17 protein-coding genes are annotated in these 15,690 nt (G+C 65.3%); 1 reads left to right on the top strand and 16 read right to left on the bottom strand.

Features of this window, described 5'->3' with window-relative positions:
- Positions 1–7: 7 nt before the first annotated feature.
- From ATE71_RS10510 to ATE71_RS10460, 11 genes are read right to left on the bottom strand one after another with little or no spacing between them, the layout of a single operon-like run.
- A complete protein-coding gene (locus ATE71_RS10510; RefSeq protein ID WP_039330661.1) occupies positions 8–577 on the bottom strand; it encodes a histidine phosphatase family protein in 570 nt (189 codons plus the stop codon).
- Entirely contained in the window at positions 574–1,590 is a 1,017-nt protein-coding gene (gene cobT / locus ATE71_RS10505) for a nicotinate-nucleotide--dimethylbenzimidazole phosphoribosyltransferase (protein ID WP_039330659.1), read from the bottom strand. The genes ATE71_RS10510 and cobT overlap by 4 nt, the downstream gene beginning before the upstream one ends.
- Positions 1,587–1,994 (bottom strand): DUF1636 domain-containing protein, encoded by a 408-nt coding sequence (locus ATE71_RS10500; protein ID WP_039330657.1) that lies wholly within the window; start codon positions 1,992–1,994, stop codon positions 1,587–1,589. Before ATE71_RS10500 ends, cobT begins: the two co-directional genes overlap by 4 nt.
- 25 nt (positions 1,995–2,019) lie before the next feature.
- Complete coding sequence (gene bluB / locus ATE71_RS10495) at positions 2,020–2,667, bottom strand: 5,6-dimethylbenzimidazole synthase (RefSeq protein WP_081095568.1); 648 nt, start codon at positions 2,665–2,667, stop codon at positions 2,020–2,022.
- A complete protein-coding gene (gene cobO, locus ATE71_RS10490; RefSeq protein ID WP_039330652.1) occupies positions 2,664–3,290 on the bottom strand; it encodes a cob(I)yrinic acid a,c-diamide adenosyltransferase in 627 nt (208 codons plus the stop codon). Before cobO ends, bluB begins: the two co-directional genes overlap by 4 nt.
- The gene (cobF, locus tag ATE71_RS10485) at positions 3,280–4,044 is read right to left on the bottom strand and encodes a precorrin-6A synthase (deacetylating) (protein WP_039330650.1); all 765 of its coding nucleotides are present in this window, start codon (positions 4,042–4,044) and stop codon (positions 3,280–3,282) included. The genes cobO and cobF overlap by 11 nt, the downstream gene beginning before the upstream one ends.
- Complete coding sequence (gene cobA, locus ATE71_RS21700) at positions 4,041–4,859, bottom strand: uroporphyrinogen-III C-methyltransferase (RefSeq protein WP_230962559.1); 819 nt, start codon at positions 4,857–4,859, stop codon at positions 4,041–4,043. Before cobA ends, cobF begins: the two co-directional genes overlap by 4 nt.
- Positions 4,760–6,073 (bottom strand): cobyrinate a,c-diamide synthase, encoded by a 1,314-nt coding sequence (locus ATE71_RS10475; protein ID WP_039330645.1) that lies wholly within the window; start codon positions 6,071–6,073, stop codon positions 4,760–4,762. The genes cobA and ATE71_RS10475 overlap by 100 nt, the downstream gene beginning before the upstream one ends.
- Positions 6,070–6,855, bottom strand: coding sequence for a precorrin-4 C(11)-methyltransferase (gene cobM, locus ATE71_RS10470; protein ID WP_039330643.1), 786 nt, complete (start codon positions 6,853–6,855; stop codon positions 6,070–6,072). The genes ATE71_RS10475 and cobM overlap by 4 nt, the downstream gene beginning before the upstream one ends.
- Positions 6,852–7,217, bottom strand: coding sequence for a cobalamin biosynthesis protein (locus tag ATE71_RS10465; protein WP_039330641.1), 366 nt, complete (start codon positions 7,215–7,217; stop codon positions 6,852–6,854). Before ATE71_RS10465 ends, cobM begins: the two co-directional genes overlap by 4 nt.
- Complete coding sequence (locus tag ATE71_RS10460) at positions 7,214–8,422, bottom strand: bifunctional cobalt-precorrin-7 (C(5))-methyltransferase/cobalt-precorrin-6B (C(15))-methyltransferase (RefSeq protein ID WP_039330640.1); 1,209 nt, start codon at positions 8,420–8,422, stop codon at positions 7,214–7,216. The genes ATE71_RS10465 and ATE71_RS10460 overlap by 4 nt, the downstream gene beginning before the upstream one ends.
- Between ATE71_RS10460 and ATE71_RS10455 the strand changes: the two genes are divergently transcribed.
- A complete protein-coding gene (locus tag ATE71_RS10455; RefSeq protein ID WP_039330637.1) occupies positions 8,421–9,182 on the top strand; it encodes a cobalt-precorrin-6A reductase in 762 nt (253 codons plus the stop codon). The two genes, ATE71_RS10460 and ATE71_RS10455, sit on opposite strands and share 2 nt — an antisense overlap.
- On the opposite strand, the gene cobJ is transcribed toward ATE71_RS10455, so the two are convergent.
- The 5 genes from cobJ to cobN are packed head-to-tail and all read right to left on the bottom strand — an operon-like array spanning position 9,146 to position 15,684.
- The gene (gene cobJ / locus ATE71_RS10450; protein ID WP_039330635.1) at positions 9,146–9,922 is read right to left on the bottom strand and encodes a precorrin-3B C(17)-methyltransferase; all 777 of its coding nucleotides are present in this window, start codon (positions 9,920–9,922) and stop codon (positions 9,146–9,148) included. The genes ATE71_RS10455 and cobJ overlap by 37 nt on opposite strands.
- A complete protein-coding gene (cobI, locus tag ATE71_RS10445) occupies positions 9,919–10,656 on the bottom strand; it encodes a precorrin-2 C(20)-methyltransferase (RefSeq protein WP_039330633.1) in 738 nt (245 codons plus the stop codon). Before cobI ends, cobJ begins: the two co-directional genes overlap by 4 nt.
- On the bottom strand, positions 10,653–11,282 hold the full coding sequence (locus ATE71_RS10440) for a precorrin-8X methylmutase (protein ID WP_039330631.1): 630 nt from the start codon (positions 11,280–11,282) through the stop codon (positions 10,653–10,655). The genes cobI and ATE71_RS10440 overlap by 4 nt, the downstream gene beginning before the upstream one ends.
- The gene (locus ATE71_RS10435) at positions 11,282–12,409 is read right to left on the bottom strand and encodes a cobalamin biosynthesis protein CobG (RefSeq protein WP_039330629.1); all 1,128 of its coding nucleotides are present in this window, start codon (positions 12,407–12,409) and stop codon (positions 11,282–11,284) included. The genes ATE71_RS10440 and ATE71_RS10435 overlap by 1 nt, the downstream gene beginning before the upstream one ends.
- On the bottom strand, positions 12,406–15,684 hold the full coding sequence (gene cobN, locus ATE71_RS10430) for a cobaltochelatase subunit CobN (RefSeq protein ID WP_039330627.1): 3,279 nt from the start codon (positions 15,682–15,684) through the stop codon (positions 12,406–12,408). Before cobN ends, ATE71_RS10435 begins: the two co-directional genes overlap by 4 nt.
- Positions 15,685–15,690: the final 6 nt, after the last annotated feature.

Raw genomic sequence — 15,690 nt, 5'->3', positions numbered from 1 at the left:
GGGCGCTTCATGTCCAAAGGCCCGCGATCTGGGCTGAGCGCGGCGTTCCCGGCCAGACCCGCAGGCTGATCAGCGCGGCATAGGGAAGGTCAAACGCCCAGACCTGCCGCTGTCCGAAGCCGAACAGGCTGGCCAGCGCAGCCCGGATTGCTCCGCCATGCGTTACGACCAGCGTGTCTTGCGGCGGGATTGCGGCCAAGGCCGCTTCCACGCGCGAAACCAGAGCAGACCAGCGCTCACCACCGGGTGGCGGATTGGCGTCCGGGTCGTCCCAGAACGCGCTGATCGCGGCACTGTCGACCTTAGCGGGTGCCAGACCGTCCCAGTCGCCGAAGTCCAGTTCGCGCCACCGTGAGTCGAGGATCGGGTGCAGCCCTCTTGGATCGGCGATAGCTCTTGCTGCCTCTGCCGAGCGCTGGAGATCGGAACATACAATCGACTGGAACGACAGTTCCTCGACCTGTGCCACGCATGATGCGACGCCCTCGGGCGTCGTAGGCGCATCGGTCCTTCCGAGAAGCAGACCGGGGTGGATGGGCTCGCCATGCCGCATGAGGTGCAGGAAAAACTCGCTCATACGCCAGCAGCCACGCCAGCTTCGGCAAAAGTGGCCATCTGGTTGTGTGCGGCGAGAGCTGAACGCACGATCTGGGCCGCGACCGCAGCGCCGCTCCCTTCGCCCAGGCGCATGCCCAGAGTGAGGAGCGGTGCGAGACCGAACCGCTCGAGCAACCGTTTGTGACCAGGTTCGGCCGAACAATGCCCTGCCAGGCAATGGTCGACAATTGCAGGTTCGGCGGCAAAGATCGGCGCGATGGCAGCGCAGCAGATGAAGCCATCCAGGAGCACCGGCACCCGAAGTTGCCTTGCACGGACAATTGCACCTGCCATTGCGGCTATTTCCCTCCCGCCCAGACGCCGCAGGGTTTCGAAAGGCGTTGACGGTGCAACCTGATGGAAGACGAGTGCCGCTTCGATTACACCGATCTTGCGCGCCACGCCCGCCGGATCGAGCCCCGTTCCCGGGCCGACCCATTCGCCTGCACCGCCTCCCAGCGCCTTTGCACAGAGGGCTGCAGCGGCCGTGGTGTTGCCGATGCCCATCTCGCCAGGGACAAGGAGATCAAGGCCGGCTTCGACCATGGCGGCCCCGGAAGACAGCGCGGCAAGGCATTCGCTTTCGGTCATGGCCGGGGCTGAGGTGAAATCGGCGGTTGGCCGGTCAAGCTCCAGCGCCAGCACCTGAAGATCGAGCCCGGCAGCGGCACACAGCGCGTTGATGGCAGCGCCACCTGCTTCAAAATTGGCCACCATCTGGTGGGTGACTTCGGGAGGAAAGGCGCTCACGCCCCGTGCCGTGACGCCATGATTGCCCGCAAACACGACTGCACGCCCCCGTTCCAGCCGGGGTCTTTCGTGGCCTTGCCAACCGGCCATGAAGATCGCGATCTCTTCCAGCCGTCCCAGGGATCCTGGCGGCTTGGTCAGTTGCGACTGCCGGTTGCGCGCGCTGGCCATTGCTGTTTCATCTGGCGCAGGCATATCGGCAATGGCAGCATCAAAGGCATCGACGGAAGAAAACGTGCTCATTGCGCGACAAAGCCCGGCGGCGGTGTGCGGGTGATGAAGTGGCCTTTGACGCCCTGCGGCCAGTCCTTGAACGGAACCCGGCCATGTTCGCTTTGCGCATAATGGACGGCATAATCGAGGATGGCAGCGGCGGCATCTTCATCGGGAGTGAAGCGGCCCAGAACATACCCGACTTTGCCTGGCGCACGAAGATGGACCGTGCAGAATTCGCTGCAGGCGAACAAGCAGGGCATTTCCTGCACCGCGATACCGGAATAGCGTTCATCGCGTGCCTGCACGGCGCGCAGGGCCTCGACCATACGCGCGCCACCACGCACACCGGCGTCATCCTCCTTTGCGGTGCTGCTGTGTCGGCAGGTGTTGCATGCTACTACGGCAGGGCCGTCCTCGACGGGGATCAACATAATTTCTTGCTCCATAGATTGGGGGTCATCGGTCGAACACTCGGTTGGTCACAGGTTCCCGGGCTTGCCAGCCCCGCCGCTCCAATTCGGGTGTCTGGGACGGGTCCTGGGGGTATCCGAAGCACAGCAGTGCAATCAGCGACCAGTCGGCGGGTACGTCCAGCAAGGCGCGGATGACACCGGGCTCGAGGATCGATACCCATCCGACGCCAATGCCGCGGAGCCTTGCCGCCAGCCAGAGTGTGTGGATCGCCAGCACGCATGAATAGCGCAACATCTCCGGCATACTGACAATGCCAAGTCCATGGCCTGCTTTGGGCTGCTCATCACAGAACACCACGATCAGTTCCGGGGCTTCGCGAAGGCCATGCAGCTTGAGCGAACGATACAGTTCCTGCCGGGCTTGGCAGGCATATTGCTGCGCTGCTTGTGCGTTCTGTGCATCGACATGGTCGGCCAGCGCCTGACGAAGGGTGGATGAACGCACGCGCACGAACCGCCAGGGCTGCGCATTCCCGACCGAAGGCGCGAGGGAGGCACACTCCAGCAGCGCACACATCTCCTCTTCCGCGACAGCACGGGCTTCGAAGTGCCGCACATCGCGTCGCCAGCGCAGCAGCTGCGCAAATCGAGCCGCGAACTCGGCATCGAACTGGGGCGGCAGATCGCTCAGAACTCGATCCCTGCCTGCGCCTTCACGCCCGAGCGGAAAGGGTGCTTGATCATGGTCATCTCGGTGACGAGATCGGCCGCCTCGATCAGTGCATCGGGCGCATTGCGTCCGGTGACGATGACATGTTTCATCTCGGGTTTCGCGGCAAACGCCTTAAGAACCTCATCCAAGGGCAGGTAGTCATACCGAAGGACGATGTTGAGTTCGTCGGCTACCACCATCTGGTAAGCCGGATCGGCGATCATGCGGCAGACTTCATCCCAGGCAGTACGTGCCGAAGCGATATCGCGTGTCCGGTCTTGCGTATCCCAGGTGAAACCTTCACCCATCGGCTTGAACTCGACATTTTCCGGGAAAGCGTCGAACACCGTCTTTTCGCCTGTCGCCATCGCGCCCTTGACGAACTGGACGACCCCGACCTTCATGCCATGTCCTATTGCGCGCACGACCATACCGAGTGCAGCGCTTGTCTTGCCCTTGCCCGTGCCAGTGTGAACGATCAGCAGCCCCTGCTCGCGGGTCTTGGTGGCCATCATGGTGCTACGCGCAGCCTGGATCTTGCGCATTTTCTCGGCATGGCGCGCATCTGCGCTTGCAGCTTCTTCTTCGCGGTCAGCAGGCATCGGCTCGTTCCTTTCGCATCAGGTAGACATCCATGATCCAGCCGTGGCGAGCGCGCAGTTCCGCGCGGCGCGCGGCAATCTGCGGCGCAGAATCGGCAAGTGGCCCATGCACCAGTGCTTCTTGCGACATGCCCAGATAGGCACCCCACCAGATCGTGATGCCAGCAGGATCGAGGACTTCGAAGGCGCAGCCGGAATCGAGCATGACGACGATCGTGTGCACTCCCAGCGGCCAGCCTTCCCGGCGCAACCTGCGGCCGGTGGTGATCGTGACAGGTTCGGCCAAGGCGTTCAGCGGGATGGCGTGAGCAGCCGTAAGAGCCTGAATGCTGGTGATACCGGGTTCGACGCGAACAGTTAGGTCGACCCCAGCCGTCCGGAGCCGATCGGCAATACGCAGTGTGCTGTCGTAAAGCGACGGATCGCCCCACACGAGCAGCGCGACCCGCCCACCATCAGGAAGGTGAACTGCTATCTGCTCTGCCCAAATCGCTGCAATCGCATCGTGCCAATCGTCGACGGCCTGCGTGTAGTCGCCATCCTGTCGGCGAACGGGCATGTCGAACTCGGCCATGCGGACCGGTGAGGCCAATGCGGCGCCACAGATGGAGTGGCGCAGGTCCAGGAGATCTGATTTGGCATCGCCTTTGCGGGGCAGCAGAATGAGATCGACCGCGTTGATTGTGCGTATTGCAGCACGCGTCAGGTGGTCGGGATTCCCGGTGCCTATGCCGATCAGATGGAGGTGGATCATGCCTCCTCCATCATGGGGCCGTAGATCACCAGTGCGGTTGCATCCGATCCGCCGTCGGCAAGTGACCGAGCAAGTCCGGCAATAGTGCTTCTGGTAAGTCTTTGGTCCGGTCGGCTAATGTTTTCTGCCAACAAGGCTGCAGTATCGTCCGCAAGTCCTGCCGCGACAAGCTGCGCAGCAAGCGCCGGAAATGTGCGCTTTGGCATGAAGACGACCGTTGTGGCACAAGGGTCGGCAAGCGCTGATAGATTGAGGTCTTCGGGTAAAGTGCCAGTCTTGCCATGTCCGGTTACGAACTGGACGCGTCTAGCGTGCTCGCGTCGTGTCAGTGGTATCGCGGCAGCTGCCGCTGCGGCGGTCGCCGAGCTGACGCCAGGAATGATCTCGAACGAGATTCCCGCATGGCGAAGCGCCTCAATTTCTTCTTCGAGTCGGCCGAACAAGCCAGCATCTCCCGATTTGAGCCGGATGACATGCTTCCCGGCCAGGGCATGGTCCACCAGAAGACGGCTGACTTCGGCCTGACTTGGAGATGGCCGACCGGCGCGCTTGCCTACCGCTACCAGTTCAGCGTCATCGCGCGCGCGGGCCAGGATCGGTCCCGCAGCCAGATCATCAAACAGGACCACCTGCGCTGTCTCAAGACGAGAAACGGCTTTAAGGGTCAGCAGCTCGGGATCGCCAGGGCCCGCACCCACAAATGATACGAACCCTTTCACGATGCGTTCGCGATCATGTGGAAGAAGGTTCCGGTCACGCGGCCGCGATACGAGCCTGTTTCGGCAACCGCGACGCCATCTGCATCGGTTACACATGCCAGCGCTGCGTCTGTCTGCTCGAGGATCGTCGAGTAGTGGAACTCGTGGCCGCGCAGTCTTTTGCCTTTGGCCAGTCCGGCTATCGGTGCCAGCAGTTCGGCCTGGCGATAGCCGAGATGCATCTTGCGCTGTGCATAGCTGGTAACAAGCCCCAGCAGGCCGGCCATACGATGCCGTTCTCCCGACTTGTCCACCAAGGCCTCGCCCAGAACCATGTAGCCGCCGCATTCGCCGTGGACCGGGCGGGTCTTGGCGTGATGGCGCAGGCCGGTCAGGAAGTTCGTCGCTGCAGCGATGGTCCCTGCGTGCAATTCCGGATAGCCGCCCGGCAGCCAGACAAGATCGGCATCGCGGGCAGGGGCCTCGTTTGCCAATGGCGAGAAGGGCATGATCTCCGCGCCAGCCCGCCGCCAACCTTCGAGCACATGGGGATAGACGAAGGAAAAGGCGGGATCGCGGGCGATGGCAATCCGCTGGGCAGGGGGAAGCGGCAGTTGGCCGGGGGCCGGAGGCGGGGCGCTGTTGCTGCTGGCGGCATGGCGGATGGCATTCAGATCGACATTTGCACGCAGAAATGCGGCATAGTCCGATATCGCCCGCTCGAGATCGGGATGCTCGACAGCCTGGACCAGACCGAGATGGCGTTCTGGCAGGGTGAGATCGCCGCGCCGGGGCAGGGCACCCAGCACAGGCATGCCTATCGCTTCCATCCCCCGGCGCACCAGCCGTTCATGGCGGGGACTGGCCACCCGGTTCAGGATCACGCCTGCAAACGGCAGCGTGTCATCCAGATGCTTGAAACCGAGCGCCGTTGCAGCGGCGGATTGGGCTTGTCCGGACACGTCCAGCACCAGCACAACCGGCCAGCCCATTGTCCGTGCAATGTCCGCACTGGCGCCATTGCCAACGGCACCCCGGCTCGCGACACCATCGAAAAGGCCCATCGAAGCCTCGGCAAGCACCATGTCCGCGCCAACAGCCTCTCCCGCGATTGCAGCGATCAGCTCGCCATTCATGGCCCAAGTATCGAGGTTGAACGACGCACGGCCGCAGGCGGCGCGGTGAAAGGCGGGATCGATATAGTCGGGACCGCTCTTGAAGGGCTGGACCACCGCGCCGTCTTCAACCAGCGCTCGCAGCAGGCCCAGCATGACCGTAGTCTTGCCCGTTCCCGATGCCGGAGCGGCGATCATCAGGCCTGAAACGCTCATTCCCCGGCTCCTGCAAAGCGCGAGCTCGCATCCTGTGGGCGGAAGCGCCGGTCGTAGCCGTGGGCGTAGAGGCTGCTTTGTGCGAAGTCCTCCGCCCCCAGCACCCGTCCGACAAGGATCAGCGCGGTTCGTTCCATGCTGCCGGCGATGGCTGTTTCGACGGTGTCGAGGGTGGCCCGGACGATCCGCTGGTCGGGCCAGCTGGCGCGCCAGACGACCGCAACGGGGCAATCCGCGCCATAGGCGGGAGCAAGATCGGCCACGACCCGCGCGAGGTTGTGGATCGATAGATGGATAGCCAGAGTCGCGCCCGTCACAGCGAAATTGGCGAGGCTCTCGCTCTGCGGCATCGCGCTGGCCCGCCCTGGCGTGCGCGTGAGTACCAGCGACTGGCCGAGCTCGGGCAAGGTCAGTTCGGCTTCCAGAGCCGCCGCTGCCGCCGAGAAGGCGGGAACACCCGGCGTGACCGTAAACGGAATGTCCAGTGCGCGCAGGCGGCGCAATTGTTCGCCCATTGCCGACCAGACGGACAGGTCGCCCGAATGGAGGCGGGCAACATCGCACCCTGCGGCGTCAGCCTCCGCTATCTCGGCGATGATCTCGTCCAGCGTCATGGGCGCGGTGTTGACGATGCGGGCACCGGGCGGACAGTGATCGAGTACAGCCACGGGAACCAGCGAACCGGCATAGAGGCAGACCGGGCTGGCGGCGATCAGGTCGCGCCCTCGCAGGGTCAAAAGATCGGGTGCGCCGGGGCCGGCGCCGATGAAGTGGACGGTCATGGCTGTGATCCTTCGGCAATGGCGCAGCTGGCCATGCGATCGGGCGAGATGTGGCGCGTGCGCAAAAGGCGGGCGCCCGGACCAGCGGCGACCAGCGCGCAGGCTTCTGCGACACTGCCGGTCGCGCGTGCCTTCAGGCTGGCGGCAGAGCTGGTGGGCGTAGGCGTGGTGGACAGGGACGCCGATGGGATGCCGGTCATCGGCAGTCCCAGTGCCTCTGCAAGCGGTACCAACGCAGACGTCTTGTCGATGGCGGTCGCCAAATGGGTTATAGGGGGCAGCCCGTCCTGCGCCAGTTCCAGCGCCGCCCGCAGCGAAGCGAGGCCTGCGCCGCGCCGAAAGCCGAAGCCAGCCACGATCATAGCGTGACGCTCCACTGTACCACGGGATAGCGCCCCTTCCAGCCATGCCGCTGGCCAAGGGGCACGGCATCGGCCAGTTCGATCCGCAGCAGACTGCCGCCCTTTGCGCCATGCCAACGGGTAAGAGCGGCTTCAGATTCAAGGCTCACGGCGTTCGCCACCAGCCGCGTTCCATCAGGCAGCCGGGCCCAGAGGGCATCGAGCAGCGGGTCGGACAAGCCGCCACCGATGAACACAGCATGCGGATGGGGGCCTTCCGGCAGGCCTTCGGGCATCCGGGCATTGATCACATCCAACCGGTCTACACCCAGAGCCTTGGCGTTTGCGCGGGCGCGGCCGGCCCGTAGCGGATCGGCTTCGAACGCGGTCGCCCGGTTGGCGGGATGAGCCAGCAGCCATTCGATCGCGATTGACCCAGAACCCGTGCCGATATCCCAGAGCCATTCACCGGCACGCGGGGCGAGGGCCGAGAGGGTCAGGGCGCGCACCGGGGCCTTGGTGATCTGTCCGTCGTGATCGAACCACGCATCCGGTCTGCCGGATGTGACGGGCAGGACATTGCCTGAACCGGCGAACGCGATGCCCACGGCAACGGGATGGGCAATGTCTGCGAACGGCAGGGCTTGCGCGGTCGTCACGCGGAGGCGTTCATGGGGGCCGCCCAGCGCTTCCATCACATGAAGCGTCGATGGGCCGAAGCCCTTGCTGGTCAGATATTGCGCCGCCGTGGCAACGGCATCGCCATCGCGCAGCAGGACAATGGCGCGCTGGGCGGGTGCGATATGGGGGCACAAGCGGTCCAGCGGCGCTGCGTGCAGGCCGAGGCAGGCCGTTTCCTCGATCGGCCAGCCCAGCCGGGCGGCAGCAAGGCTGAAGGTCGATGGCGCGGGGTGCGCAACCCATTCCGCCGGACCGAGATGGCGCGCAAGGCTTGCGCCTGCGCCGAACCAGAACGGATCGCCCGATGACAGCATGACCACCCGCCGCCCGCGATGCGCCAGCAGTTCGGCTATGCCGTCGGCAAAGGGAACTGGCCATTTGAAGACCGCGCAGGTAAGCGCGGGAAGCAGCGCTAGATGGCGCGCCGATCCCATGACCAGTTCGGCCCTGGCCAGCGCGGCCCGGCCCGCTGAGCACAGGCCGTCCACGCCGTCTTCACCGATGCCGATGATCGTCAACCATGCGCGAGGGTCCATGTCAGCCATGCCGAATGTTCTCCTGCTTGGCGGAACAACCGAAGCGAGCGCACTGGCGCGCCTGCTTGCGGCAGCGCAGGTTGCGACGACACTCAGCTACGCGGGCAGGACCGACAACCCGCGGCCACAGCCGGTGCCGATCCGCGTCGGCGGCTTTGGTGGGGTGGCGGGGCTTGTGGCCTATCTCCAAGACCATCGCATCACGCATCTGGTCGATGCGACGCATCCCTTTGCCGCGACTATGAGCGCACATGCCATAAAGGCCGCGCGGATTGCCGGGATTGCCCATATCGCCTTGACCAGACCCGCATGGGAGGCCGGGTCGGGCGATCGCTGGACATGCGTGAGAGACACTGCCGCTGCGGTGGCCAAACTTGCGGGCACGCCGCGCCGCATCCTGCTCGCGCTGGGCCGAATGCATGTGGAAGCCTTTGCCGCACAGCCGCAGCATCACTACCTGCTGCGCTTTGTTGACCCTCCGGCTGCGCCCCCAGGCCTGCCCTCCCACGACCTTGTCATCGATCGCGGGCCGTTTACGGCTGAAGGTGATCGGCTGCTGATGCAGTCTCACATGATCGACCTTGTTGTGTGCAAGAACGCCGGTGGCACGGGCGCCGAGGCAAAGCTTGTCGCTGCGCGCCAGCTCAAGCTTCCGGTCGTGATGATCGACCGCCCGGTGATCGGTGACCGGATCGAGGTCTGTCGCGCAGAAGATGTGCTGGAATGGCTTGGTCATGAGGCCACTTCCGCAACGGACCGGGGCGTATAGAGGATAGGGCCTGCCGCACGTTCGATGATCCGCGTCCGGCTTGATCCCACGATCACCGTGGTGCGCATGTCGGCCATTTCATCGTGCGCCTTGCCCAGCGGCACGATGCGCAGATCTTCCTGCGGCGTTGTGACGGCGCGGGCAAACAGCATCGGGCGATCATCGCCGCACAGCTCCTTCAATAAGGCCAGCGCACGGGCGAAGCCTTCGGGACGTGCCTTCGAGCGGGGGTTGTAAAGCGCCAAGGCAAAGTCCGCCTCCACGGCCAGCCGCAGCCGCTTTTCGATCATGGCCCAGGGTTTCAGGTTGTCGGAAAGATTGATCGCGCAAAAATCGTGACCCAGCGGTGCCCCGGCCCGTGCACTGGCGGCCAGCATGGCGGTGATGCCCGGCAGCACCCTGATATCCAGCGTCCGCCAGCGGGAAGGACCTGCCTCAAGCGCTTCGAATACCGCCGAGGCCATCGCGAACACCCCCGGATCACCTGACGATACGACAACGACCCTGCGGCCCTGCGCCGCAAGATCGAGCGCCAGAGCGGCGCGGTCGAGCTCCACCCGGTTGTCCGAGGGGTGAAGCGTCAGGCCTTCGCGTGCAGCTATCCGGGCGACATAGGGAATGTACCCGATCACGTCCGTAGCCCCGGCCAGCGCGGCGGTGACTTCGGGTGTGACGAGTGCCTCGTCTCCTGGTCCCAGACCGGCGATTGCTAGCCAACCCTTGTCCTTTTCCCCGGTCATGGTCGCCTCCCCTGACCATGGATCAGCAGGATCGAGAAATAGGGGGTCACCGCCTCAGCCTCGGCCAGCATGGTGACGCGCTGTCCGGGCATCGCTGCGTGTTCGACCAGCCATGCCGCATCCATGCGCCCGGCGGCTGCCACGGCGCGGCGAAGCTTGGGCAGGTTCCGACCGATCTTCATCACCACCAGCGCGTCAGTCTCGCGGATCCGGCGGGCAAGCTCGGCTTCCGGCAGCGTGGCCATGACCACGGTCATCACATCATCGCCCCAGGTGATCGGCAGGTCCGTCGCGGTCCAGGCGCCAGACATGCCCGTGATGCCAGGGACGACTTCCACCGGTATGCGGCCTGAAAGGCGGGCATGGAGGTGCATGAAGGAGCCGTAGAAGAACGGGTCGCCCTCACACAGCACGACGACGTCCTCACCCTGCTGCGAAATCGCTGCAAGCCGCTCCGAACAGTGCGTGTAGAACGCCGACAGGCAGGCATTGTAGCGAGGATCGGATACCGGGATTTCGGTGGTTACCGGATATTCCATCGGAAACTCGATCACGTCAGCGCGGAGCATCCCTTCCACGATGCGCCTTGCCTGGCCGGGCCGCCCAGCCTTGCGGAAATAGGCGACGTGGTGCGCCGTGCGTACAAGCCGGTCGGCGCGCACGCTCAGCAGGTCTGCCGCACCCGGACCAAGCCCGACACCGTGAATGGTGCCGATGTTCGTGCCGGCGTTCATTCGGCCGTACTCGCCAGCGCGTTGATGGCCGCCACGGTGATGGCACTGCCGCCAAGGCGGCCCTCGACGACGCAGCAGGGTGCAGGAGGAGCGGCCCAGAGGGCAGCCTTGGATTCAGCTGCTCCCACGAAGCCCACCGGACAGCCGATGATCGCCGCAGGGCGTGGGCAGGCGGGGTCTTCCAGCATGTTCAGCAGATGAAACAGCGCGGTTGGTGCATTGCCGATCGCCACGACCGCACCCGCCAGAATGGGCCGCCACAGTTCCAGCGCGGCAGCGGATCGGGTGTTGCCGATCTTGCGTGCAAGGTCAGGCACCGCAGGATCTTGCAGCGTGCAGATGATTGCGTTGCTCCCGGGAAGCCGGGCGCGGGTGATCCCTTCAGACACCATCCGCGCATCGCACAGTATCGGCGCGCCGCCGGCCAGCGCAGCGCGTGCCGCATCGGCAAATCCCGACGAGAACCGGATATGCGCTGCAAGTCCGACCATCCCGGCCGCATGGATCATCCGCACTGCCACCTGCTCTTCGCCTGGCGCGAAAGGGGAGAGATCGGCTTCGGCGCGGATCGTGGCAAACGACTGGCGATAGATCGCTGCCCCGTCGGTTTCATAGACATGGGGCATCAGACGGCTCCAAAATGCGCGAGGATTTCGCTGGCGCTCAAGCCGGAGCGGGACGGAGGCGATCCGGCTTTGCCAGCAAGGACCAGATCGAACCTGCCGTTGCGTCCGGTCAGCGTGACATCGGCCACCTGCGAGCAGGCGCAGCCTTTGGCACAACCCGAAACGTGCAGCCGTCCCGAGACATAGGGCGCAAGTCGGCGCGCAAGCGCACGGGTTTCAACCGTCGCCTGTGCGCACAATGGTGCGCCCGGGCAGGCTTCCACATGGGGCAGCGGATCAGGTTTAGCGCCGGTGGACGGGTGGGTCCGGGCAGCCGCCGCCCCCTCGATCAACAGCCGCCGCCACGGTGTTGTTCGCAGTCCAGAAGCAGAACCGGATTCGAGCAGGATGGCGAGCTCCGAAGCCTCTATCAGCCCGAACGCCAGCGCGATCGATGGATGATGTCCGGTGCCAAGCACATGGCCCGGTTCAGCCATTGCAGGCGCGATCGCACCTTTTGCCCATGCGGGAAGTTCCGCATCCCAACGGGCCATGCGCCCGGCTGCGGCGGCGCCGCTCGCGGCGAACCAGTGAGCGAGAGCGATCAGGGCGTCCGCTTCCGTGCCTGGAGACAGGCTTGATCCGGTGAGGCAACCATCGGCGCGAAGGATGAGGCTGCCGTCCGTGCCGCGTTCGACACGGAAATCGCCGGATGCGCCGGTCAGCACAGCGGCAGGGCCGGCATCGATGACGAACCCGACCTTGCCGGGAAGATCGGGCCATTCGCCTATCCGGGCCAGCAGGGCGTTGGCGATGCGGTGGGTGTCGTCGTTCTCCTGCCAGTCGGGCGCGACAAGGACGTTGCGCCGCGCTTCGAGTGCAGGCTCGGGCTGCACTAATTCCAGCGCAATCAGCCTTTGGATCAGCAAGGGCCAGCGATCTTGGGCAACGCCGCGAATCTGCAGATTGGCGCGCCGCGTCAGGTCGATCAGCCCGCTGCCGCAGGTGGCGGCCGCATCGCAAAGGGCCAGCGCCTGCTCCCGTGTCAGCCGCCCGAGCCGGGGTTTGACCCGCACCAGTAGGCCGTCGCCGGATATCATCGGGTGCCATGCGTCCGGGCACCAGCCCTTGACGGCAAATCCGGTCATGGTGCCTCCCGCAGGCTGGCCAGGATGGAATTTCGCCGGGTGCGCCAGAGGCCCGCGGCATGCAGCGCGGCAAAGCGCGCTTCCATCGCCGCCAGTGCATCGGGATTTTCGCGTTCGAGGAAGGCGCGAACTTCGGACTGGCCGAGCGTTGCCTCGTGATAAAGGTCGATCAGCTGCGGCGGCACGCTGCCGGAAAGATGTGCGAAAGCGCCAAGATGGTCCAGCGTCGCGGCCAGTTCCGCGCCCCCACGAAAGCCGTGGCGCATCATTCCTGCGATCCAGCCTGGATTGGCGGCTCGGGCACGGACCACGCGGGCAATTTCTTCGGTCAGCGTGCGGGCCGCCGGGTTGTTCGGGTCCCGATTGTCGAGATGATAGAGTGCGGCCTTGCCTCCGACAATCGCCTGGGCTGCGGCAAAGCCTGCCTCGTGCCCGGCATAGTCCGCGGCCAGCAAGAGGTCGGTTTCAGGCAGGTCCTGCAGGTGGACGAAGGCGTCCGCGCTGGCCACTCGCAGACGGATGCCATCGGGGTCAGCCTCGCTTCCCGTGCTGGAATCGGAAACGCTATCCAGCGCGTGGTCGGAGGCTGCCAGCCATGCTTCGCCCGCCGCACGCCGGGCATCATCGGTATAGGTTTCGGCCGCGTCTCCGATCCCGAGTCCATACCGGCCCGGACGCGGACCATAGACGCGCGGCGCTGGGGCCAAGGCAACGAAAGGGTTCCAGTCGGCGGGTTCGTCCCTGGTGCACAGCGCCCGGACGGCCTGACCGAACAAGGCGGGCAGGGTGGGAAAGGCATCACGAAACAGGCCCGAAACGCGCAGCGTTACATCGAGGCGAGGGCGGTCGAGCATGGCGAGTGGGAGAATCTCAACCCCCGTCACGCGCTCTGAAGCCATGTCCCACATCGGCTTTGCCCCCAGAAGGTGCAGCGCCATCGCAAACTCTTCACCAGCCGTGCGCATGGTGGCCGAACCCCACAGATCCACCACAAGGCCACGCGGGTAGTCGCCGTGATCCTGCAGATGGCGGCGGAGCAGCTCCTCGGCGAGCACGACGCCCTGTGCATGCGCTGCGCGCGAAGGTACTGCGCGCGGATCGATCGTGTAGAGGTTGCGTCCCGTCGGCAGCACATCGGTTCGTCCGCGATGGGGCGAGCCAGATGGTCCGGGAGCGATCCATCGGCCGTCCAGCCCAGCCAGAAGCCCGTTCCGCTCTGCCGCGCCCTGTTCACCGCGGCCGAAAACGTGGAGACCGTCACCGAACTGGCTGGCTTTCACATCGCAGACGAAGCGATCGATCCGGGTGATCGCTTCGACCAGAGTGGTGGCGGTATCAAGGCCGAGCTCTGCCTCCAGCCCCAGCGCGGCAGCTTCCTCGCGGATGGATTTCTGCAGACGGTCCCGGCGGGCAGGGTCCAGCCCGTCGGCATTGGAGAATTCGTCCAGCAAAGCCTCGATCCGGCCCAGCCCGGCGCCGCTTCCGGTCGGGACGAGCGGCGGCGGCACATGGCCGATGGTGACAGCACCGATGCGGCGCTTGGCCTGCGCTGCCTCGCCCGGATCGTTGACGATGAAGGGATAGATGACCGGCATCGCTTGTGTCAGCGCTTCGGGCCAGCAAGCGTCAGACAGCGCTACAGCCTTCCCCGGCAGCCATTCCAGCGTACCATGCGCGCCAACATGGACCAGCGCATCCGTACCCTGCTGGCCCAGCCACAGGTAGAAGGCGACATAGGCGTGCCGCGGGCAGCGCGAGAGGTCGTGATAGTCTGCATCGCGACTGATAGGCTCGCCCCGCTCGGGCTGAAGCGCCACCAGCACCTGGCCGAGCGTGAGCGCCGGGAAGCGAAATGCCCCATCGACAGCCAGCGGATCGTCTTCCGGCTCTCCCCATGCCGAGGCAAGGTCCTGCCGCAGCGTCTCGGGCAGGGCGGACATGGCAGTGCGATAGGCATTCAAAGGCCAGACCAGATGCTCGGTCGCCAGCTGCCTGGCAAGATCGGTGGGGCGGCTGACCTTGTACCCGGCCTCTGCCAGATCGGCGACAATCGCATCGACTGAGGCCAGCGCGTCAAGACCCACGGCGTGCGCCATCTGGTAGGCCTTGCCGGGGTAGGTCGACAGGATCAGGGCGACGCGGCGTTCGCATGCCGGCTTGCGGGCCAGCCCGATCCAGCGCGCCACGCGGTCGGCGACCGCTGCGATCCGGTTGTCATCGCCGCGGTGCGAATAGGGAGCGAAGCCGAGTGCCGGATCGCGTTCGCCCGCTTCCTTGAAGCTCGACACGCCTGCAAAGATGCGCCCGTCAATCTCGGGGAGTACGACATGCATGGCAAGGTCAGCCGGCGAGAGGCCACGCGATGTGCGCGCCCATCCTGCGCGCGGTGCGGTGGCAAGCGCGATCTGGAAGACCGGAACGCCCCCCCCGTCGAGCGGCGTTCCGCCATCCTCGCCCCGCGCTGAAAAAGCCGTGGCATTGACGATGGCTGCAGGCGCCAGCGAACGCACCCAGCGATCCACCTGTGCCCTGACCTCAGGGGGCTTGAGCGAGGGGACGAAGATCGAGAGCGCGTCAAAGCCGCGTTGTTCAAGCGCGGAATGAAGCGCGGCGATCGGGTGCAGGTCGTGTGCGGCGAGGTACGCACGGTAGAAGACGATCAGGATCAGCGGCCGATCCGCATTGGGCCTGAAGCTGGCAGGATCGATGATCCCGCAGGAGGGGTGCCATCCGCCAGTTGCCGGCAAAGCCGTGCATTGCGTCACAGTGCTGACGCCAAGCCCTGCGGCGTGCGCGAGAGCGGCCAGGGCCGCGCGCGCCGCTGCCGCGCCGCCCTCGTCACACAACTGGCAAAGCTTGGCCAGCGTGGCGGCAGGAAGCGTGGAGACACTGTCGAGGTGCCAATCCGGCCGACCATCGGCAGGCAGGACAGCAAGCGCAATCCCGCGCGATCGGGCGAGGGTCTCGACCTGTTGAAGGCCGTAGCTCCAATAGGGCGTGCCGCCGATCAGCCGGATCAGCACGGCCTTTGCCCCGGCCAATGTCTTTTCGATATAGGTGTCGACCGACAAAGGGTGGATCAGCGCGGCAAGATTGGCGAGCCGCAACGAAGGAAATGCCGGATCCGCCGCTTGCGCCTGGCGCCAGCCTTCCGCGAACGCACCAAGATCGCTGTCCGAGAAGGACAGGACGACAAGATCCGCAGGCTCCTGCCCCAGATCCTGTGGGATGGCCGTTTCCTCCATCCCATGCGTTTCGCGAAAGATGACGTGCACGGCCTA

Source organism: Sphingopyxis sp. H115, from assembly GCF_001468465.1.
Lineage (GTDB): Bacteria > Pseudomonadota > Alphaproteobacteria > Sphingomonadales > Sphingomonadaceae > Sphingopyxis.
This window is presented reverse-complemented; position numbering and strand designations above follow the sequence as displayed.